Source organism: Streptomyces sp. NPDC046308, assembly GCF_055588065.1.
In genome coordinates, this window is the sequence record NZ_JBVJFB010000002.1 from 1,067,679 (window position 1) to 1,087,485 (window position 19,807).

The window sequence follows — 19,807 nt, forward strand, 5'->3', positions numbered from 1 at the left end:
TCTACGGCGCCTTGACGATGCCGCTCAGCCAGCCGAAGGTCTGCGGCAACTGCTTGGACCACGATTCGAGGTTGTGGCCGCCGACCACCTTCTCCGCGTGCACCGCGGTCGGCTTCTGCGCGAGGCCCTTCAGGTCCATCCCGGAGAGGTAGCCGTCCTGCTCGGCCCCCGACATCCACAGCGAGACCGCCGGCGGCGCGGGCGCGGCCTTGAGCAGGTTCTTCAGGTTGTGCGTGGTGCGCAGCTGCGGGTCCTGGGCGACCAGCGAGGAGGGTTCCTGGCCGGGGTCGTTGTAGCCGGACAGGGAGACGGCCGCGCTGTAGCGGTCGGGGTGCAGGATCGCCAGCTTGGCGGCGCAGTAGGCACCGGCCGAGTACCCGGCCACGCCCCAGGTGCGGGCCTCCTCCGAGGCCCGGAAGTTGTCGACGACCATCTTGCGGACGTCGACGCTGAACCAGCTGTCCGCGTTGACCTTGCCGGGGATGTTCGCGCAGCCGGTGTCGCCGTTGCCGACGAGCATGGCGCGCGGCGAGACCAGGATGAACGGCTGCACCTTGCCGCTCTTCATCAGCGGCTCCAGCACCTCGTGCGCCTTGAGCCCCTGGAACCAGGACTTGCCCGTCCCCGGTATGCCCGGGATCAGCTCGACCACCGGGAACTTCTTGTCCTTGTAGGCCGGGTCGTCGTACTGCGGCGGCAGCCACACCATGACGTCGCCCCTGACCCCGGAGATCCTGCCGTCGAGCTCGGTCTTCTGGACCCGGCCGCCGAGGCCCTCGACGGGCTGGAACTGCTGCTTGACCTTCGGGGCCTCTTCGACCTTCTTCCCGCCGAGCCCGTCCGGGCCGAGGTCGGGGGCGGCGGTGACGTACTTCCCGGTGCCGAAGAGGTCGCTCCAGGACGCGTAGAAGTGCTCGGCCCTGTTGACCGCGACGAACACCACCGCGACGGCGGTGACCTGCGCGAAGACCACCATCAGCGCGCGTACGGCGGTGCGCACGACGGCGGGCCCGCGCACCTTGCTCCACACGGCAAGCGGCAGGACGACGGCGATCGCGGTCAGCGCGATCGCGGTCACGAAGAAGGGGGTCCCCGTCAGGCTCATCACGCCCCCGTAGAGGGCGGCGCGACCTGCCCCGGTTGCCCGTCCGACCTGCGGTGTGGGTCACACCCGCAGGTCAGGCGGGTCGTACGTCACACCAGCCGGCGGGCCGTCGCCCAGCGGGTCAGCTCGTGTCGGTTGGACAGCTGGAGCTTGCGGAGCACGGCCGAGACGTGCGACTCCACCGTCTTCACCGAGATGAAGAGCTGCTTGGCGATCTCCTTGTACGCGTACCCGCGCGCGATCAGCCGCAGCACCTCGCGCTCGCGCTGGGTGAGCCGGTCCAGGTCCTCGTCCACCGGCGGCGCGTCCGTCGACGCGAACGCGTCGAGCACGAAGCCCGCCAGCCGCGGCGAGAACACCGCGTCGCCGTCCTGCACGCGGAAGATCGAGTCCACCAGGTCGGTGCCGGTGATGGTCTTGGTGACGTAGCCGCGCGCGCCGCCCCGGATCACCCCGATGACGTCCTCGGCCGCGTCGGACACCGACAGCGCGAGGAACCGCACCGGGTGGTCGGCCGCCGCCATCAGGGGGGCGCAGCGCCGCAGCACCTCGACCCCGCCGCCGCCGGGCAGGTGCACGTCGAGCAGGACCACCTCGGGCCGGGTGGCGGTGATGACGGTGACGGCCTGGTCGACGTCGGCGGCCTCGCCCACGACCTCGACCCCGGTCCGCGCGGTCTCGCCGATCTCGGCCTGCACTCCGGTGCGGAACATCCGGTGGTCGTCGACGAGGACCACCCGGACCCTCCTGGTCTCCGTCACAGCGCTGTCCTCGGTCATCCTGCGTTCGCCGCCCTCTCCATCTCCAGCTCGACTTCCGTGCCGCCGTCGGGCGCGGACCGCAGCCGTGCGGTCCCCCCGTTGCGCTGCATCCGGCCGATGATCGATTCTCGTACGCCCATGCGGTCGTCCGGTACCGCGTCGATGTCGAAGCCCGGTCCCCGGTCCCGTACGGACACGAAGACGGTCCGCCCCTCCACCTCCGCGTAGACCTGCACGGGCCCGCCCTCGCCACCGTACTTGGCGGCGTTGACCATCGCCTCGCGCGCGGCCTGGACCTGTGCCGCCAGCCTCTCGTCGAGCGGGCAGTCGCCGACGACGACGACCTCGATGGGGACGCCGTGGTGGTCCTCCACCTCGGCGGCGGTCTTCTTCACGGCGTCCGCCAGGGTGGCGGGCTCCTCCGCCTCCTCCTTGCCGGTGCCCTCGGGCTTGTACAGCCAGTTCCGCAGCTCCCGTTCCTGCGCCCGCGCGAGCCGGCGCACCTCCCCGGCGTCCTCCGCGTTGCGCTGGATCAGGGTGAGGGTGTGCAGCACCGAGTCGTGCACGTGCGCGGCGACCTCGGCGCGTTCCTGGGCGCGGATGCGCATCAGGCGTTCCTCGGAGAGGTCCTGGGTCATCCGGATCAGCCAGGGTCCGGCGAGCAGGGCGACGCCGACGAGGACGGCGAGGGTGGCGGTGAGGACGTTGCCGAGCTGCGCGGCGGAGCCCCGTACGACGATGAAGACGGTCAGCCCGACACCGACGAGGGCGACTCCGGCGAGGGCGCGGGCCACCTGGAACAGGCGCCCGTGCCGCCCGGCGGCCGTGGTCCAGTGGGCGCGGCGGGCGTTGTCGGCCTGCCGCCATACGAGGACCACGCCGGCCCCGACCAGCAGCGTCGGCCACACGTACCGGCCGGAGGCGCCGCCGACCTGGACCTTCGAGATGAAGATGCCCGCGCCGACGGACAGGGCGACCAGCGCGGTGATCTGCCCGCGGTCGGGCTTGCGCAGCCGGCGGCTGCCGTCGGGGAGCGTCTCGAAGAAGGAGCGGTGCCCGCTGCGGCCGCCGACGCCGAGCGGTACGAAGACCCAGAACGCGGCGTACAGCAGCACGCCCAGCCCGTCGCCCCACAGGAACAGGCCGAGGAACGCGAGCCGGACCCAGATCACGGGCAGCCCGAGGTGCCCCGCGAGCCCCCGCGCGACGCCACCGAGCATCCGGCCGTCCGCGCTGCGGTAGAGCTTGCGCTGCGGTGGTTCGTCGACGTCCGGTGCGTGCGGGGTACGGGGAGCGGCGGCTACGGGCATGTCACCAAGGGTCACACGCGCGGCCGCGGCCCGGCATCAGGGCATCCCCCCAGTTCTCCGCGGGGGATATCAGGGTTGCGCCAGGGTAGGGCCCGGTGCCGCGCGCCACCGCGGGCCGTCACCATGGACCCATGACCGAAGTACACGAAGCCCCGGCGGCGGACGCCGGGGGTCCCCCGGCAGCCGACGCCCGGCCGCCCCTGCGCCGCAGCAGGCGCGACAAGGTCCTCGCGGGCGTGTGCGGCGGCCTGGGCCGGTACTTCGACCTGGACCCGGTGGTCTTCCGCATCGTCCTCGGTGTCCTCGCGGTCACCGGCGGCTTCGGCCTCATCTTCTACGGCTTCGCGTGGCTGCTGCTCCCGCAGGAGGGAGAGGAGGACAGCGAGGCGAAGAAGCTGCTGACCGGCCGGGTCGAGGGCGCCACGCTGGCCGCGGTGTTCGCGGCCCTGGTGGGCTGCGCGCTGTTCCTGTCGATGCTCGACAACGGCGGGCTGGCGGTCTTCTCGGTGCTGGCCGCCCTCGCCCTCGGCGGGGCGGCGTACTGGTCGCAGCGCCACCGGCACACCTTCCCGCCGAAGGCGGAGGACGCGGCGGGCCACCGCCCGCCGACCCCCGAGACCCAGGCCCCGCCGGCGCCCGGCGGACCGTCGTGGTGGCGGGACCCGCTCGTCAAGGACGGCACCACCGGCCCCGTCGGGTCGAGCGGCTACCTGTGGGGCCCGGACGACGACGCGGTCGCCGGCGTCCCGGGCCCGATCGCCGCGGCAGCCCCCAAGACCGCCGCGGCGGCGCCCCCTGGGCGCGGCGGGATCGGCGGCCGGGTGTTCGTACTGGCCCTGCTGGCCGGGATCGTCTCCACCGCCTCGGTGTGGGAGGGCAGCACCCTCGGCCACGCCCTGCAGATCGGCCTGGCCGGCGCGCTGGCCGTCTTCGGCCTGGGCCTCGCCGTCAGCTCGGTCAAGGGCCGCACCGGCTTCGGCACCGTCCTGCTCGCGGTCGTCACGGCCGGGCTCCTCGCCGTGGCCTCGGCGCTGCCGAGCGAGATCGGCACCGACTGGCGGCGGACCGAATGGCGGCCCGCCGCGGTGGCCGACGTACGGCCCTCGTACGAGGCGGGCACCGGGCTCGCCGTCCTGGACCTGAGCCGCCTGGACGTGCCGAAGGGCGCGACGGTCCCGGTCCGCGCCTCCCTCGACGCGGGTCAGCTCAAGGTGGTCCTGCCGCGCGAGGTGACGGCCGAGGCCGACGTCTCGGTCCGCCTGGGCGACATCCACATGCCCGGGGAGACGAGCCGGGACGTACGGATCCGCAGCGGCGGCGAACACCAGCGGGCGACGCTGGCACCGGCGGCCGGCACCGAGGCCGGCGGAACGATCGAGCTGCACCTGAACACGGGTGTGGGACAGGTGGAGGTGGCCCGTGCGGCGTCATGAGTTCCAGCCCGGACGGCTCCTCGCGGGCCTGGTCCTCATCGCGGCGGGCGTGCTGTACCTGCTCGACGCGACCGGCGAGGCCGATCTGCCGTGGTTCCTGGTCCTCCCGATGACCTTGGGCGGTCTCTCGTTCGCCGCCCTGGTCGGGATGGTGACCTACGCCGTACGCCGGGACCGGCGCGAGCGGATCACGGAGTCCAGCGACAGGTAGGGGGCTCCGGCGAGCGTCAGCGGGATCCAGGCCATCAGGTAGATGAGGTCGTTGCCGTAGTAGTACGGGGTCACCGCCCACGACACCGTGAGCCACAGGCTGAGCGCGATCAGCGCTCCGCCGAGGGCCGCGACCCGGGTCAGCAGTCCGGCCAGGGTGGCGAGGCCCACCAGGATCTCCCCGATGGCCAGGGCCACGGCGAAGCCGACGGGGGAGTTCAGCGACAGGTCCACCAGGGCGGGGACCGCGGAGGTGTCGCGGACGCCACGCATCAGGTCGCCGATGGATCCGTCACCGCTGGCGGAGAGGAACGCGGAGTCGGTCAGTTTGTCCAGTCCCGCGTATACGAAGGTCACGCCCAGGAAGATCCGCAGGGGCAGCAGCGCGTGCCGGGACGCCAGCTCGCGCAGGCCCACCGCGTCACGAGGGGCTTCGGCTTCAAGAACATCGGTTCGGGTCACGGAACATGTGTACCCCGATCACTCGGCAACGTCGATGGTGCAGCGGTTGGATTCCACTCCGGCGGCCGTGACCACCTGGATCTCGATGCGGCCCGGTTCCGTTTCCGCCGGGACCGGCACCGTCAGCACGGTGTCGGAGGGGTTCGTGAACCCGCCCGGCACCGGGACCAGCGGCACGTGCACGTGCACCGCCCCGATCCGCACCACCAGCCGGGCCAGCATCTCCGGCGTCTGCGCCCCGGGCGGCACGAAGCCCACGCCCCGGATCTCGATGTCGTCCCCGGGGCGGACGGCCGCGTCCAGATCCCCGGGCTCCCGTCTGCGCACCACCGACAGCACGAGCGGGCGGGTGCCCTCCGCGTACTTCGCCGCCAGGTACACCGCCGCCGACAGCGCCACCAGCAGGGCCAGCGCCCAGGGCAGCTGCGGCAGCCGGTCCGGGAAGCGGGCCAGCGAGGCCGCCGCGTACACCAGCACCACCGTCGAGACGAGCACGTACTGCGCGTCGGGGAAGCTCCCGCGGCCCGCGTCGTCCGTCAGCAGGTCCACTCCGCGCGGCCGGTCCGCCGGCAGCTTCTGCAGCCGCTGCCCCATGATCCGCACCGACACCACCCGGCGTACGAGCACCGCCACCCCCGAGGTCAGCGCGACCACCGCCAGCAGCGGCAGCGCCCGGTCCAGCGCGAGGCCCGCGTACAGCGCCTGCCGCTCGGGCCCGGGCGCCGAGGCGGCCAGCCGCAGCGCGGGCAGCAGCGTGGCGAACGCCGTCAGCACCACCCAGGCACCGGGCACCGCCTTGGAGGTGGAGAGCCGGTTGTCCTCACCGACCAGCGGGGCCAGCAGCCCGCCGCGCACCGACTGGGCGCGGGCGGCGACCGTGAGCAGCCCGGCCAGCACCAAGGCCGCCAGCAGCCCGGCGGTGCGCGCCGTGGACCAGCCGGTGCCGAGCGCGGCGGCGACCTGGACCAGCAGCAGCACCCCGGCGGCGATCCACACGGCGAGGACGGCCCGCCGCGAGAACAGGTACAGCCAGGAGTTCCCTGCCTCCCGGCCCCGGTCGGCGACGGTACGGGCCGACAGGGTCAGCTCGTCGGAGACCCACTGGCGGGAGGCTCCGAGCGAGTGGGCCACGGCGGCGGGCACGCCCAGCCCGGAGGCGAACTCGTCGCGCTTCTCCAGGAAGGCGGTGACGGCACGGCGGTGGCCCTCGCGTGCGCACTCCTCGCAGGTGCAGGCCGTGGTATGGGTACCTCTGGACATCTCTTGGACAGCCACGAACGTGCCGCCTCTCTGAACTACGGTGCAATGCCAGCGAATTGTGCACCACTGCGGCAGTGCTCCGGATTGCGCACGATGTCAGAGCAGGTGATTAACGGTTCATGATGTTGACGCCACCGGCGTGTCCCCCTCGCGGAGCAGCGGCTGACAGCTCACCCACGCGGCCAGATCCGACCCGAACCGCGCACGGGTGGCGACCGCCGCCCGGTGGTCGATCAGCACCGGCTTCCCGGCCGCCCGCGCGATCAGCTGCACCTGCGCCGCCCGCTCCGCCGCGATGAACCACCACGTGGCGGCGTCCACCGAGTCCCCGACCGTCAGCAGCCCGCGGTTGCGCAGGATCAGCGCCTTGTACGGGCCCAGCGCGAGCGCGATCCGGCCGGCCGACTCGGCCCCCGCGTACGCGTCCAGCAGCGCGTGGTCCTCGTAGAAGGCACACGCCTCCTCGGTGATCGGGGCCAGCAGCTCGCCCAGCGCCGCCAGGGCCCGGCCGTACGGGGCCTGGGCGCGGACCACGGACACCACCTCGGGGCGCTCCCGGTGGACCGCCGCGTGCACGGCGAAGGCGAGCTCGTTGACCCGGCGCTCCCCGCGCAGCACCCGTCCGTCCCCGTCCACGAGCAGCAGGTCGCGGGCGGTGAGCGCGGCGAAGGGCAGCCCGAAGGGGTTGACCCAGTAGCAGTCCTCGAACTCCGGGTCCCGCGCGGTGACCTGCCCGGCCACCCCGTCCTCGTACCCCAGCCGGCCCAGCAGCCGCAGCGCCCCGGCGAGCCGCTCCTTGCGGTGGGCGCGCGCCGCCTCGACGGTGTCGTGCACGGGCGGCATCTCGAAACCGAGCCGCTCCACGGGCACGGGTACGGGCCGGTCCGGCATGGGGCACTCCTCACGGTCGCTTTCGCCCACGGTCGTCCTCGGGTCGCGGCGCAAGGTACCGGCGCCCCCGCGAAGTGGCCATACACACGACGAAGCCGCCGCTCCGGAGGGAGCGGCGGCAACGGGTTCGAGCGGTGGTGGGACCGACTGGGGTCCTACTCCCACTCGATGGTGCCCGGGGGCTTGCTCGTGCAGTCGAGGACCACCCGGTTCACCTCCGGCACCTCGTTGGTGATGCGGGTGGAGATCCGCGCCAGCACCTCGTACGGCATGCGCGTCCAGTCCGCGGTCATCGCGTCCTCGGAGGAGACGGGGCGCAGCACGATCGGGTGGCCGTAGGTGCGGCCGTCGCCCTGGACGCCGACGCTGCGGACGTCCGCGAGCAGCACGACCGGGCACTGCCAGATCTCGCGGTCCAGGCCGGCCGCGGTGAGCTCGTGGCGGGCGATGGCGTCGGCCTCGCGCAGCAGGTCCAGGCGCTCCTTGGTGACCTCGCCGACGATGCGGATGCCGAGGCCGGGGCCCGGGAAGGGCTGGCGGTGGACGATCTCGTCCGGCAGGCCGAGCTCCTGGCCGACCATCCGGACCTCGTCCTTGAACAGCTGGCGCAGCGGCTCGACGAGCTCGAACTCGATGTCGTCGGGGAGCCCGCCGACGTTGTGGTGGGACTTGATGTTCGCGGTGCCGGTGCCGCCGCCGGACTCGACGACGTCCGGGTACAGGGTGCCCTGGACGAGGAAGGCGACCGCGGGGCCCTCCTCCTGGAGGATCTCCAGCTGGGCCTGCTCGAAGACGCGGATGAACTCGCGGCCGATGATCTTGCGCTTGGTCTCCGGGTCGGAGACGCCGGCGAGCGCGTTCAGGAAGCGTTCCTGCGCGTCGACGACCTTCAGCTGCACACCGGTGGCGGCGACGAAGTCCTTCTCGACCTGCTCGGTCTCGCCCTTGCGCATCAGGCCGTGGTCGACGTACACGCAGGTGAGCTGGTTGCCGATGGCCTTCTGGACGAGGGCCGCGGCGACCGCCGAGTCCACGCCGCCGGAGAGGCCGCAGATGGCGCGCTTGTCGCCGACCTGCTCGCGGATGGCCGCGACCTGCTCCTCGACGATGTTGCCGGTGGTCCAGGTGGGGGCGAGGCCGGCGCCGCGGTAGAGGAAGTGCTCCAGGATCTGCTGGCCGTGCGTGGAGTGCATCACCTCGGGGTGGTACTGCACGCCGTACAGCTTCTTCTCGTCGTTCTCGAAGGCCGCGACCGGGACGACGTTCGTCGACGCGGTGACGGTGAAGCCCTCGGGGGCGGCGGAGCAGGCGTCGCCGTGGGACATCCACACCGACTGGTTCTCGGGGGTGCCCTCGAAGAGGGTGGAGCCGGCCTTGGAGACGGCCAGCGGGGTGCGGCCGTACTCACGGGCACCGGTGTTGTCGACCTGGCCGCCGAGGGAGACCGCCATCAGCTGGAAGCCGTAGCACATGCCGAAGACGGGGACACCGGCCTCGAAGATCGCGCGGTCGAGCTGCGGGGCGCCCTCCTCGTACACGGAGGACGGACCGCCGGAGAGGATGATCGCCTTGGGGTTCTTGGCCAGCATCTCGTCGACGGGCATCGAGCTCGGCACGATCTCGCTGTAGACCCGTGCCTCGCGGACGCGGCGGGCGATGAGCTGGGCGTACTGGGCGCCGAAGTCGACGACGAGAACCGTGTCCGGGGCGCTGTCGTGGGCGGCGGAGGGTGCTTCTGGCACGGGGCGGCCTTCCGGCGGAAGAGGTGGCTGTTTTGTCGATTCTAACGGGGGCCGTCAGCCCCTCTTCGTCTCACCATCCGAATCGGCTTGGCCCGGAGCGGGACGGAGGGTAATAATCCCCTTCATGCGCAAGCAGCTGAGCTTCCTCTTTACCTATGGCACCGGCCGGTCCGGTCGCCATGGGTCATCGTGATGCTCGCCTGAGCCGCCGACTTCCCAGAGCGCCCCGGTCCGACAGGACCGGGGCGCTCTGGCGTTCTCCGGACCTGCGGGCCCCACCCGACAGGAGAGAAGACCATGACCACGATCACCACCACCCCCGAGCAGCTGATCGCCGACTCCCGGATGCGCATCGACGCCATCGACGACCGGATCATCGGGCTGATCCAGGAGCGGATGGCCGTCTCGACGGTCATCCAGGACGCCCGGATCGCGTCGGGCGGGCGCCGGGTCCACCTGACCCGCGAGATGGAGGTGCTCTCGCATTGGAGCGACGCCCTCGGAAAGCCCGGCACGGCCCTCGCCATGACCCTCCTGGAGCTGTGCCGCGGCCGCGTGTGACGGCTGGTCGTCACCCGTCCGGAGCCGTGACCGCCCCCGGGACCCTTCGTTGGTGAGGGTGACCGCGGCAGCCAGCCGTGGAACCGCAACACCACGCGTGGCTCCGCCGGGAGCGATGAGACGTGCGCCCCGTGGAGCGCGCGTCGTGGGACCTCGCTCCTTCGCGTGACCGGACGGCAGGGGACAGCAGCCCGGTCACCCCTTGGACGGCCGGCCCTGGGGACGCCCCGGGCCGGCCGTTCCGTTCGTCGCGCGTACGCGGTCAGGCGCGCCCGGCGGCCTTGCGGCGGAACGCCAGGACCAGTGCGCCGCCCGCGGCCACCAGCGCGGCGCCGCCGAAGGCGATCGTCTCGGCCGAGGTGCCGGTGGAGGCCAGGTTGCCGTTCGCCTTGGCGCCGGTGCCGCTGCCCGGGGTCGCCGAAACGGTCGCTGTCGCGGTCGGGGTGGCCGAGGCGCTCGGGGTCGCCGAGGCCGTGGGCGTCGGGCTGGGCGTGGTGCCGCCGCCCTTCGCATTGATCACGAGGGCCGCCTTGTTGTTGGCGTGGTGGGGGTCCCACTGCTGCGGCTGGGTGCCGCCGGGCGTCCACTGGCCGACCGAGACGGAGCCCTTGGCGTCCTCGACGACCGACTCGATCTTCAGCTCGAACGGGTAGGCGACGTTCTCCTTCTCCCCCACGACGTGACCGGTGGAGCAGAAGTAGCGCGGCGCGCCCAGGGTCTGCTCGCGGTGGGTCCCGTCGGCGTTGACCCCCTGGCAGCGCTCCGGCACCTTGGTGACCTTCGCGCCCGCCGGGATCACGATGTCCGTACGGGCGACGTCCTCGCCGGAACGCAGGTACGCCACCCACGCCGGGCCGTTGTTGCGGAAGCCGAACTCGGCCCGCACCGTCTCGCCGGCCTTGCCCTTGAGGGACACGGGCGTGGCCACGAGGTCGGCGGTGTTGCGCGTCGCGAAGTCGAACTCCTGGACGTTGTTCCAGGGGTCGAGGTCCACCACCTGCGCGGAGGCCTTGGGCGCCCGCTCCTTCAGGGTCAGCTGCTTGCCGGCGGCGGGCTTGCGGAGCTTGTCGGCCTTCGGCTGGTCGCCGTTCGCGTACACCGCGTACGTCACCGCGTCGACGAAGGCGTGCGGGGCGGCCTTGAGGGTCAGCGCGCCCTCGACCCCGTAGACCTTGCCCGGCAGGTACTCGCCTTCGAGCAGGCACTGCGCCGTGGTCCAGCCCGTGTTCCACGGCCGGTCCGCGCCCGTGTCCTCGGAGTAGGAGCAGTTGTCGTACCGCTCGACCAGGCCGATGCCGTGCGTGGTGCGCACTTCGAGCACCACGCCCCGGACGGGCTCCGTGCCCTTGTTGGCGAAGATGATCGGCAGGTCCTGCTTGTCGCCCGGCTTCTGCTCCGCCTTGAGCGCGGCGGGCTCCAGCACCAGGTCGGGGCCGCCGACCCGGACCTTGGTGGTGGCGGCCTTGAAGGTGGCGCCCTCGGCCTTGCCGGTCAGCGTGAGGTCCGCGGTCGCGCCGACCGTGCTGTCCTTGGCCGCGCTGAGCTTCAGGTCCACGACGGTGGAGTCGCCCGTCCACAGCGCCCAGCGCTTGCAGGTGACGGCCGTGGCGGTGAGCGTGCAGTCCGAGCTCTGGTGCTCGGCGAGCGTGACGTCGGCGACGCCCTTGAGCGGGGTCAGGTCGATGGTGAAGGTGCTCTGGCGGTCGAAGGTCTTGTCGGTGCCGTTGAGGACCCGGAACTCGACCGAGGTCTTCTGCGGCTGACCGCCGGCGCCGGGGTGGGGGCGCAGGCCGGTCTCGGCCGGGCCGGCCAGCCGGAATTCGGGGTCCGCGGCGTGTGCGGGAGTGGTGGCCAGCGCCACGGCCGCGAGGCCGCAGACAGCCAGCAAGGAGATGCGCTTTCTCATGCAGCCGTTGACTGACGAAGATCAGTCGCAGTTGCACACTTCCCTGTGTGATCGACGCCACAGACCGGCCCGACAGATTCCGGTACAACCATCAAGGCTGAACATCTGTCACCTATGTACCGCGGCGGGTACCGCGCTCGGAGGGGGAGCGCGGTACCCGCCGCTGTCACGACCGGCGCGGCGGGACCTCGGGAACCGCCAGGAACGGCAGGCGCAGCGCGCCGAAGGCCTCTTTCGGGACCGCCGGACGGGCCGGCTCCACCGCCTCCAGCCGGACGTACGCCGCCCCTTGCTCGGGCCGCGGATCCTGCTCGCCCTTGTTCGGCCAGTACGACATCGCGCGTTCCGCTTGTGCCGTGATCGTCAGCGAAGGATTGACCCCGAGGTTCGCGGAGACGGCCGAGCCGTCCACCACCGAGATGCCCGGGTGCCCGTAGAGCCGGTGGTACGGGTCCACCACGCCCTCCTGCGCCGAGGCCCCGATCGGGCAGCCGCCGAGGAAGTGCGCCGTCAGCGGGGTCCCCATCAGCTCGCCGATGTTGCTGCCCGGGAAGCCGTTGATCTCCTCGGCCAGCAGGGTCGCCGCCCGGGTGGCCTCCGCGATCTGCACCGGGTTGGGGGCGCCGTGGCCCTGGCGGGCGGTGAGCAGGCCCTTCCCGATGCCGCCGGGCTTGCGGTAGGTGGTCAGGGAGTTGTCCAGCGACTGCATGACGAGGCCGATGATGGTCCGCTCCGACCAGCGCCGGTTGGACAGCGAACGGGCCAGCTGCACGGGGTGCTTCGCGGTCCTGGCCAGCCAGGCGCGGACCCGGTGCCTGCTGTGGGGGACCTGGAGGATGGTCATGAACCCCATGGCGTTGGAGCCCTTGCCGTAGCGGACCGGCTCGATGTGGGTGTCCGCGTTGGGGTGCACGGACGAGGTGATCGCCACGCCCCGGGTGAAGTCGGCCCGCTGCCCCTTGCCGGGGCCGTCGCCGTGCCGTCTGCGGTAGCGGCGGTCGTCGGTCTGCGCGCCGACCAGACCCTCGGAGTTGGTCCGGGTCAGCTCCCCGAGCCGCTCGGACAGGCGCGGGAGCTCGCCGCGGTCCTTCATCGTGTGCAGCAGGGTCTGCGTGCCGTAGGTGCCCGCCGCGACGACCACGTACCGGGCGCGCAGCACCTTGGCGGCGCGCTTGGCGCTCCTGCGTCGCTGGTCGGTGGGGACCGTGCGGACGCGGTAGCCGCCCTCGGGGTGGTCGGCCAGGGCGGTGACGGTCGTCATGGGGTGGATGACGGCGCCGGCGCGCTCGGCGAGGTGCAGGTAGTTCTCGTTGAGGGTGTTCTTCGCGCCGTGCCGGCAGCCGGTCATGCACTCGCCGCATTCGGTGCAGGCCTTGCGGGAGGGGCCGGCGCCGCCGAAGTACGGGTCGGGGACCTCCTGGCCGGGGCGGGCCTTCGCGTGCCCCTCGGCGTCGTTGCCGTCTCCGAAGAAGACGCCGACCGGGGCCATGTGGAAGGTGTCGGCCACGCCCATCTGCTCGGCGGCGGCCTTGAGGTGGACGTCGGAGGGGGTCATGGTCGGGTTGAGGCGCACCCCGAGCATCCGCTGGGCCTGGTCGTAGTACGGGGCCAGTTCGTCGCGCCAGTCGGTGATGGACGCCCACTGCCGGTCCTCGAAGAAGGCGGCGGGCGGCACGTACAGGGTGTTGGCGTAGTTGAGCGAGCCGCCGCCCACGCCGGCGCCGGCGAGCACCATGACGTTGCCGAGCAGGTGGATCCGCTGGATCCCGTACAGCCCGAGGGCCGGGGCCCACAGGTAGTTCCGCAGGTCCCAGCTGTTCTTCGGCAGGCTTTCGCGGGTGAAGCGGCGCCCTGCCTCCAGGACGCCGACCCGGTAGCCCTTCTCGGTCAGGCGCAGGGCCGAGACCGAGCCGCCGAAGCCCGATCCGATGACGATGACGTCGTAGTCGTACGCGGCGTCGGCATCGGCGGCGGAGTCGGGTGCGGCGGCGGAGTCGGGTGCGTCGGATGCGTCGTCGTGCGACACGGATACCCCTTAGCGCAGTCGGAGGGCCTTCATGATCTTGAGGCTGCGGGTCATGAACGCCGCGTACTTCTCGTCGTCCATGCCCAGCGAGGGCGCCATGGGGAGCAGCCGCTGGTGGGCGACGGTCTGGGCCTCGGTGTACTTGAGGATGCCCTCGGAGCCGTGGCGGCGGCCGAGGCCGGAGTCCTTCATGCCGCCCATGGGGGCCTGGGCGCTGCCGTAGGCGGGGGCGTAGCCCTCGTTGATGTTGACGGTGCCGGTGCGCAGCCGGGCGGCGACGGAGTGGCCGCGGCGGGCGTCTTTGGTCCAGACGCTGGAGTTCAGTCCGTAGGCGGTGGCGTTGGCCTCGGCGATGGCCTGGTCCTCGTCGGTGAAGCGGTAGATCGAGACGACCGGGCCGAAGGTCTCCTCGCCGCACACCGCCATCGGCGCCTCGACCCCGTCGAGGATGGTGGGCTCGTAGAAGAGGGGGCCGATGTCGGGGCGGGCGGTGCCGCCGGCGACGAGGGTGGCGCCCTTGGCGACGGCCTCGTCCACGTGCCGCTGTACGGTCTCCAGCTGGCGCTCGCCGACCAGGGAGCCCATGTCGGCGCCGTAGGCCAGCGAGCCGCCGAGCCGCATGGCCTTGGTGCGGGCGGCGAACCGCTCGACGAACGCGTCGGCGATCGAGGCGTGGACGTAGAGCCGCTCGATGGAGATGCACAGCTGGCCGGCGGAGGAGAAGCAGGCCCGGACGGCGCCCGCGGCGGCCTTCTCCACGTCGGCGTCGTGCAGGACGAGCATGGCGTTCTTGCCGCCGAGCTCGAGGGAGACCCCGACGAGGCGGTCGGCCGCGCCGCGGGCGACCTCGCGGCCGGTACGGGTGGAGCCGGTGAAGGAGACGTAGTCGGCGTGCCGGACCACCTCGGGGCCGACGACCGGGCCCTCGCCGAGGACGATCTGGAAGACGTCGGCGGGCAGCCCGGCCTCGATGAGCAGGTCGCGGGCCCACAGGGCGGTCAGCGCGGTCTCGGTGTCGGGCTTCATGACGAGGGCGTTGCCGGAGACGAAGGCGGGCAGCGCGTCGCCGACCGACAGCTCCAGGGGGTAGTTCCAGGGGGCTATCTGACCGACGACCCCGCGCGGCTGGCGCAGCTCGGTGACCTTGGTGAGGGTGGGCATGGCGCCCGTGTGGCCCTTGGGGCGCAGGTATCGGGGGGCCTTGCGCCCGTAGTGGCGGGCCGAGACGGCGACTGCCTGGACCTCCTCGTGGGCGTGCAGGCGGGCCTTGCCGGTCTCCAGCTGGATCAGGTCGAGCACCTCGGCCTGCCGGTCCAGGACCAGGTCGTGGAAGCGCAGGAGCACGGCCGCCCGCTTGGCGACGGGGACGGCCGCCCAGGCGGGCTGCGCGGCGCGGGCCCGTTCGAAGGCCTCGGCCACGTCCTCGGGGGTGGCCTCGGGGAGCTCCGCCAGCCGGTCCCTGGTGAAGGGGGTGTGGTTGGCGGTGCGCCCTGAGCCGAGCACTCCGCGGGTCAGCCGGGCGACCAGGTCGGGGGTCACCACGTCGGCGGCGGTGCGGGCACCGGCCGGGGCCGGGGCGACCGGGTTGGTGGGTTCCGGTGCGGTGCGGAGGGGGGCCGGGGCCTGCGAGTCCGTCATGCCGGTGAGCGTATTGCGCCGGACAGCCTTTGGGTACCCGCCGGTAACCGGATTTTGCCATTTCCGCCAGTGATCGCTGGCAGGATGCCGGAATCAGGGCTTCTGGGGCGGCTCCCAGCCGCTGAGCACGATGTCGAACTGCTGCTGCGTCGTTGCCCAGTCGCCGACGGGGCTCGACATGTAGATCGCGTACTCGGTGCCGTCCGGAGCGATGTACATCTGCTCTCTGGCCCGGCGCGGACCGGGGTGGTTCTGCTTCTCGGTCCACGAGAAGTCCCAGAGCGCGGCGCGGACGGTGTCCCTGAAGGTGTTCTGGTTCAGCAGCTGCTTCTTGTAGTCCGTCCGCTTTTTGACCTGCTTCTCCAGGTCGAGCAGGTGCATGTACGGGTTCTCGTAGTCCGGGGTGGAGTCGACGGCGATCCGGATCAAGTGGTTCCCGCTGTCGGGGCTGTAGTCGATCTGGTCGCCGTTCGTCTGGCGCGTCCAGCCCTCCGGGACGAACAGGGTGAAGCCGCCCATCGGGTCGGTGACCTTGTTCCAGCCGGCCGGCGGAGCCGCCGCCTGCGGCTTGCCGCTGCCGTCCTTCCCGTCGGGGGCGCTGACGTTCTTGTCCGCACCGCTCCCCGCGTCACCGATGTACTTGAGCACCCCGAAGACACCGCCGCCACCGAGCAGCGCCGCCACCAGGGCGATGCCCGCGGCCCGCTTGAGCCAGCCGCTCCCCGGGTCCGCGGGCACGGGTACCGGCGCGGTCGCGGCGGGTTCCGGCAGCGGCGCCGTCTGCGAGGTCGTCGGCACGGCCGGCTGCGCGGCCACCGGCCCGCGCTGCTCCGCCGGCGCGGCCGGCTCGGCGGACGGCTCCTGCGCCGGGGCCAGTTCGTCCTGGGTCACCGCGCGCGTCGGCACGTACGCCTGCGCCGCCTTCGGCTCCCGGCCCTCCATCGCCTCCAGCAACATCCGCTCGGCCTCGTCGGCCGAGGGGCGCTCCACCGGGTCCTTGCGCAGCAGGGCCGTGATGACCGGCCCCAGGGCTCCGGCCTGGCGCAGCGCCGGCGGCTCGTCGTTCACCACGGCCTGCAGGCTGGAGATGGGCGACGTACGGCGGAACGGCGAGCGGGCCTCCACCGCCGTGTAGAGGGTGGCGCCCAGCGACCACAGGTCGGAGGACGGATCCGGGATCCCGCCGGTGACCCGCTCGGGGGCCAGGTAGTCGATGGAGCCGACGATCTCGCCGGTCCGCGTGATCGAGGAGTCGCCCTCGATCGCGGCGATCCCGAAGTCCGTGAGCAGCACCCGGCCGTCCTTGGCCAGCAGCACGTTGCCCGGCTTCACGTCGCGGTGCAGTACGCCGACCGCGTGCGCGGCGCGCAGCGCACCCAGCACGTGCAGCCCGATCCGGGCCGCCTCGCGGGGCTCGATCCGCCCGGCCGCCTTGGCCGCCTCCGCGAGCGAGGGGCCGTCGATGTACTCCATGACGATCCACGGCCGGTCGTCGTGCTCCAGCACGTCGTGCACGACGACCACCGCCGGATGCTGGATCCTGGCCGCCGCCCGGGCCTCCTTCTGCGTCCGGGCGTGCATGACGTCCCGGTCCGCTTGGGCGACGTACAGACCCGCCGTCAGTTCCTTGACCGCGACGGTCCTGTGGAGCAGCTCGTCATGCGCGCGCCACACCTTGCCCATGCCGCCGCGGCCGATCGGCTCGATGAGCCGGTACCGGCCCGCCAGCACGGCGCCCCCACCTGTCTGCTGTTCCACGAAATCCCGCCGCTCTCTGCACTTCAGGCCAGATTACGGAGCCCACGGGGGCTGCCGGAACCGCCCGGCCGCCGAAAGGCCGCACTGTGACGCAATCGCCGTACTGATCCGTCGTCAGTATCCGCTCATCCGCCCGACTTGTAACTCGTCGTGGCCTTTTCGAAGACCTCGGTGACCTTGGACTGCTCGTCCTCGGGGCCCGTGACCAGGACGACGTGGTAGCTGCCGCCGAGCGCGACGACGAAGTTGCGGGCGAAGACGTTGCGGCCGGTCCCGTCGATCCACGTGTACCGGCCCGTCGCCTGCAGCTGCTGGCCCACCTTGGTGGTCTTGACGTCCCCGACGGTCGACCAGGTGGACGTGCGGTACGGGGTCAGCTCCGGCTCCTTGTCCTTCTGGTACGCCGCCGGGTCGGGATTGCCCTGGACCTTGTCCCGGCCGGGGACCACCGTCAGCACGAACGGCCCGTTCGTGTAGCGCACCTGGCCCGACTCGTTGATCCCGCGCCGCTCCCAGCCCTCGGGGACGGCGATCTCGAAGTGCTCCGGGTCCTGCTGCGTGGTGTAGCCGGGCGGGGCGGAAGCGGGGGCCGCCGGTGGAGAGGCGGGCGCGGTCGTCTGCGGCGCGGGCTTGGACTCGGGCGTACCCGTGGGCACCTGCGAGGGGCTCGGCTTCGCCGACGGCCGCCCGGTGCTCCCCCGGCCCTCGCCCGGCTGCTCCGGGGCACCGGAGCGGGGCATGAACAGCATCGCGTACGCCACGGCCCCGGCCAGCAGGACCAGGATCCCGACGAGCAGGGTCCGGCCGAGTGCGCGCGGCTTGCGGGGGGCCGCGGGATTGCGGTGCCTCCCGTGGACCTCGCCGCGACGGCGTACGACGGGCAGCCGCGCGGGATCCGGCTCCGGCATCGGGAGCATCCCGAACCCGGCGTCCGGCTCGGGGGCGGACCGTACGAGCGAGCGCAGCCAGCCGCGGAGCTCCTCGAAGTCGGGCCGCTCGGTCGGGTCCTGACGCAGCAGTGACTCGACGACCGGGCGCAGCGCCCCGCACTCCTCGGCGAAGGCGGGCGGTTCGGCGCAGACCATGTCGACGAGCTCGGCCACGCTGTCCTCGGGGTACGGGGCGTGCCCCTGCACGGCGCGGTACAGCAGGGCGCCGAGCGCCCAGAGGTCGGTGGCGGGCCCGACCGGGGGCGCCAGCTGCCAGTGCCCGAGGACCGGGCCGGCCTGTTCGGGAGCCCAGCGCTCGGTGACGGCGCCGACGACGGCCATGCGCGTCTGGCGCGCCCGCTCGGCGTCCAGCCCGGTCCGGGGTCCGGCCCAACCGCCCGCGGCGGGGGCGGGCCCGGGACCGGCCGGCCGCGGACGATCGGGGTCCGCGGGCGCCGGCGCGGGCGCCGGGGACGGGGCCGGGGCAGGCGCGCGGGACGGGGACGGGGACGGCAGCTGCAGGGCTTCGGCCTGGTGGTAGCCCTGGGGCAGGGCGAGTTGGGCGGGCAGCGCGGGCGGCTGCGCCGGCGCTTCGGCCCGGCGGTGCGGTTCCGGGGCGGACCCGGGGTGCGGCCCTGCCGGGGGCTCCTGCGGGGTCGCGGCCTCCCGGGCCGGCTCCTGCTCCGGCGACTCCTGCGGGTCGGGCTCCTGCGGGGCGGGCAGCGCCGCGTGGTTGCGGGGAGTGGCCCCGTGCCACGGGGCGGCCGAGGCCGTCTCCGGGCCGCCGTAGGGGTACGAGTACCCCTGCGGGAGGGTCGACCCGTGCGGCCGCTGCTCCGGCACGACGACGGGATCGCTCTGGTGCTGCTCGCCGACCTTGGCGGCGGCGGCCCGCGCCCCGGCCCGGTAGGCGGCGATGGCCCCGGCCCGCGCGGCGGCCTGGAGGTCGGGGCGGTCCTGCGGCCGGCCCGGGGTGATGTGATCGCTGTACCGGGGCCCGGTGTCGTACCCGGGAGCCACGAGCGGGGCGTACCCGGCGGAGGCCTCGGGGGCGGGCGCGGGCTCGGGCGCGGGCTCGGGCGTCGGAGCGGGGGCGGCCGTCGGGGCCGGAGTCGAGGCAGGGGCAGGTCCGGGCGCGGGAGCCCACCCCGGAGCTGGGGCCGGGGCAGGGGCCGTGGCGGGTGCCGCACCCCAGCCCCCTCCGCCGTCGGAGTCGGCGGCGCTCGGGACGGGGTCGTAGCCGCACAGGGCCTCCTCCGCCGCACCGGCCGCCAGGCCCGTCAGCACGACCCGGCCGTCGTCGCACACCAGCACCGTCCGGACGGTGATGTTCCGGTGCGTCCAGCCGTGCGCGTGCAGCACCCGGAGCGCGGTCAGGACGTCCGACGCCACCTCAGCGGCCCTGTAGGGGCTGAGGGGTTCATCGGCTATCAGCGCGGCCAGCGGCCTGGCGGGGACGAGTTCGCTCACTATCCACAGCGACTCGCCCTCGGCGAAGACGTCGAAGACCTGGTCCAGCCGGGGATGGTCCGGGATCGAGGCCGCCGCCTGCGCCGCCTCGATGGCACGTCGCACGGCCGGCAGGTCGGCGGGAGCGCGGCGCGCCGCCGCCGGGACGGGCCGTGGGCCGTCCAGCAGCTCGGCGTCCACGACCTCCGGCAACGGCACCTGCCGTACCAGGACTTCCTGCCCGGAGCGCGTGTCGAAGGCCCGGGTCTCGACCAGCTCGTACTCGTCGGACGGCGGCAGCGGCAGACGGTAGCGGCCGGCCAGGATCCGGCCCGCGTACTCCTCCACATCGCCTCCCCCGAGTGC

General features: G+C 73.1%; 15 protein-coding genes. 3 read left to right on the forward strand and 12 right to left on the reverse strand.

The window, feature by feature from the left end; all coding sequences use genetic code 11:
- Position 1: 1 nt before the first annotated feature.
- The 3 genes from ACZ6JT_RS12270 to ACZ6JT_RS12280 all read right to left on the reverse strand — a co-directional run bounded on the left by ACZ6JT_RS12270 (position 2) and on the right by ACZ6JT_RS12280 (position 3,176).
- On the reverse strand, positions 2–1,105 hold the full coding sequence (locus ACZ6JT_RS12270; protein ID WP_469209335.1) for an alpha/beta hydrolase: 1,104 nt from the start codon (positions 1,103–1,105) through the stop codon (positions 2–4).
- Between the two features lie 89 nt (positions 1,106–1,194).
- A complete protein-coding gene (locus ACZ6JT_RS12275; protein ID WP_385815187.1) occupies positions 1,195–1,884 on the reverse strand; it encodes a LuxR C-terminal-related transcriptional regulator in 690 nt (229 codons plus the stop codon).
- The gene (locus ACZ6JT_RS12280; protein ID WP_469209336.1) at positions 1,881–3,176 is read right to left on the reverse strand and encodes an ATP-binding protein; all 1,296 of its coding nucleotides are present in this window, start codon (positions 3,174–3,176) and stop codon (positions 1,881–1,883) included. Before ACZ6JT_RS12280 ends, ACZ6JT_RS12275 begins: the two co-directional genes overlap by 4 nt.
- Before the next feature lie 131 nt (positions 3,177–3,307).
- Here ACZ6JT_RS12280 and ACZ6JT_RS12285 point away from each other — a divergent pair, with 131 nt between their 5' ends.
- Together ACZ6JT_RS12285 and ACZ6JT_RS12290 are read left to right on the forward strand one after the other, a co-directional pair.
- Positions 3,308–4,609, forward strand: coding sequence for a PspC domain-containing protein (locus ACZ6JT_RS12285; protein WP_469209337.1), 1,302 nt, complete (start codon positions 3,308–3,310; stop codon positions 4,607–4,609).
- On the forward strand, positions 4,596–4,820 hold the full coding sequence (locus ACZ6JT_RS12290; protein WP_469209338.1) for a hypothetical protein: 225 nt from the start codon (positions 4,596–4,598) through the stop codon (positions 4,818–4,820). Before ACZ6JT_RS12285 ends, ACZ6JT_RS12290 begins: the two co-directional genes overlap by 14 nt.
- Here the strand turns inward: ACZ6JT_RS12290 and ACZ6JT_RS12295 are convergent.
- The 4 genes from ACZ6JT_RS12295 to guaA all read right to left on the reverse strand — a co-directional run bounded on the left by ACZ6JT_RS12295 (position 4,766) and on the right by guaA (position 9,174).
- A complete protein-coding gene (locus tag ACZ6JT_RS12295) occupies positions 4,766–5,281 on the reverse strand; it encodes a DoxX family membrane protein (RefSeq protein WP_469209339.1) in 516 nt (171 codons plus the stop codon). The genes ACZ6JT_RS12290 and ACZ6JT_RS12295 overlap by 55 nt on opposite strands.
- Before the next feature lie 18 nt (positions 5,282–5,299).
- Positions 5,300–6,541: a hypothetical protein gene (locus ACZ6JT_RS12300; protein ID WP_469209340.1), complete on the reverse strand. Its 1,242-nt coding sequence runs from the start codon at positions 6,539–6,541 to the stop codon at positions 5,300–5,302.
- Between the two features lie 117 nt (positions 6,542–6,658).
- Positions 6,659–7,432 (reverse strand): class II aldolase/adducin family protein, encoded by a 774-nt coding sequence (locus tag ACZ6JT_RS12305; RefSeq protein WP_469209341.1) that lies wholly within the window; start codon positions 7,430–7,432, stop codon positions 6,659–6,661.
- Positions 7,433–7,587: 155 nt separating this feature from the next.
- Positions 7,588–9,174, reverse strand: a complete 1,587-nt coding sequence (guaA, locus tag ACZ6JT_RS12310) for a glutamine-hydrolyzing GMP synthase (protein WP_469209342.1) — start codon at positions 9,172–9,174, stop codon at positions 7,588–7,590.
- 297 nt (positions 9,175–9,471) lie between these two features.
- Here guaA and ACZ6JT_RS12315 point away from each other — a divergent pair, with 297 nt between their 5' ends.
- A complete protein-coding gene (locus ACZ6JT_RS12315; RefSeq protein ID WP_365478441.1) occupies positions 9,472–9,735 on the forward strand; it encodes a chorismate mutase in 264 nt (87 codons plus the stop codon).
- A 262-nt stretch (positions 9,736–9,997) separates the two neighbouring features.
- Here ACZ6JT_RS12315 and ACZ6JT_RS12320 read toward each other — a convergent pair whose 3' ends face one another.
- From ACZ6JT_RS12320 to ACZ6JT_RS12340, 5 genes are all read right to left on the reverse strand, one after another.
- Complete coding sequence (locus ACZ6JT_RS12320) at positions 9,998–11,641, reverse strand: LPXTG cell wall anchor domain-containing protein (RefSeq protein WP_469209343.1); 1,644 nt, start codon at positions 11,639–11,641, stop codon at positions 9,998–10,000.
- Between the two features lie 166 nt (positions 11,642–11,807).
- Positions 11,808–13,667, reverse strand: a complete 1,860-nt coding sequence (locus tag ACZ6JT_RS12325) for a GMC oxidoreductase (RefSeq protein ID WP_469209344.1) — start codon at positions 13,665–13,667, stop codon at positions 11,808–11,810.
- Positions 13,668–13,676: 9 nt separating this feature from the next.
- The gene (locus ACZ6JT_RS12330) at positions 13,677–15,305 is read right to left on the reverse strand and encodes a succinic semialdehyde dehydrogenase (RefSeq protein WP_469209345.1); all 1,629 of its coding nucleotides are present in this window, start codon (positions 15,303–15,305) and stop codon (positions 13,677–13,679) included.
- A gap of 93 nt (positions 15,306–15,398) precedes the next feature.
- Positions 15,399–17,063 carry a serine/threonine-protein kinase gene (locus tag ACZ6JT_RS12335; RefSeq protein ID WP_469209346.1) on the reverse strand — a complete coding sequence of 555 codons (1,665 nt, stop codon included), beginning with the start codon at positions 17,061–17,063 and terminating at the stop codon, positions 15,399–15,401.
- A 125-nt stretch (positions 17,064–17,188) separates the two neighbouring features.
- Positions 17,189–19,789, reverse strand: coding sequence for a protein kinase (locus tag ACZ6JT_RS12340; protein ID WP_469209347.1), 2,601 nt, complete (start codon positions 19,787–19,789; stop codon positions 17,189–17,191).
- Positions 19,790–19,807 lie beyond the last annotated feature (18 nt).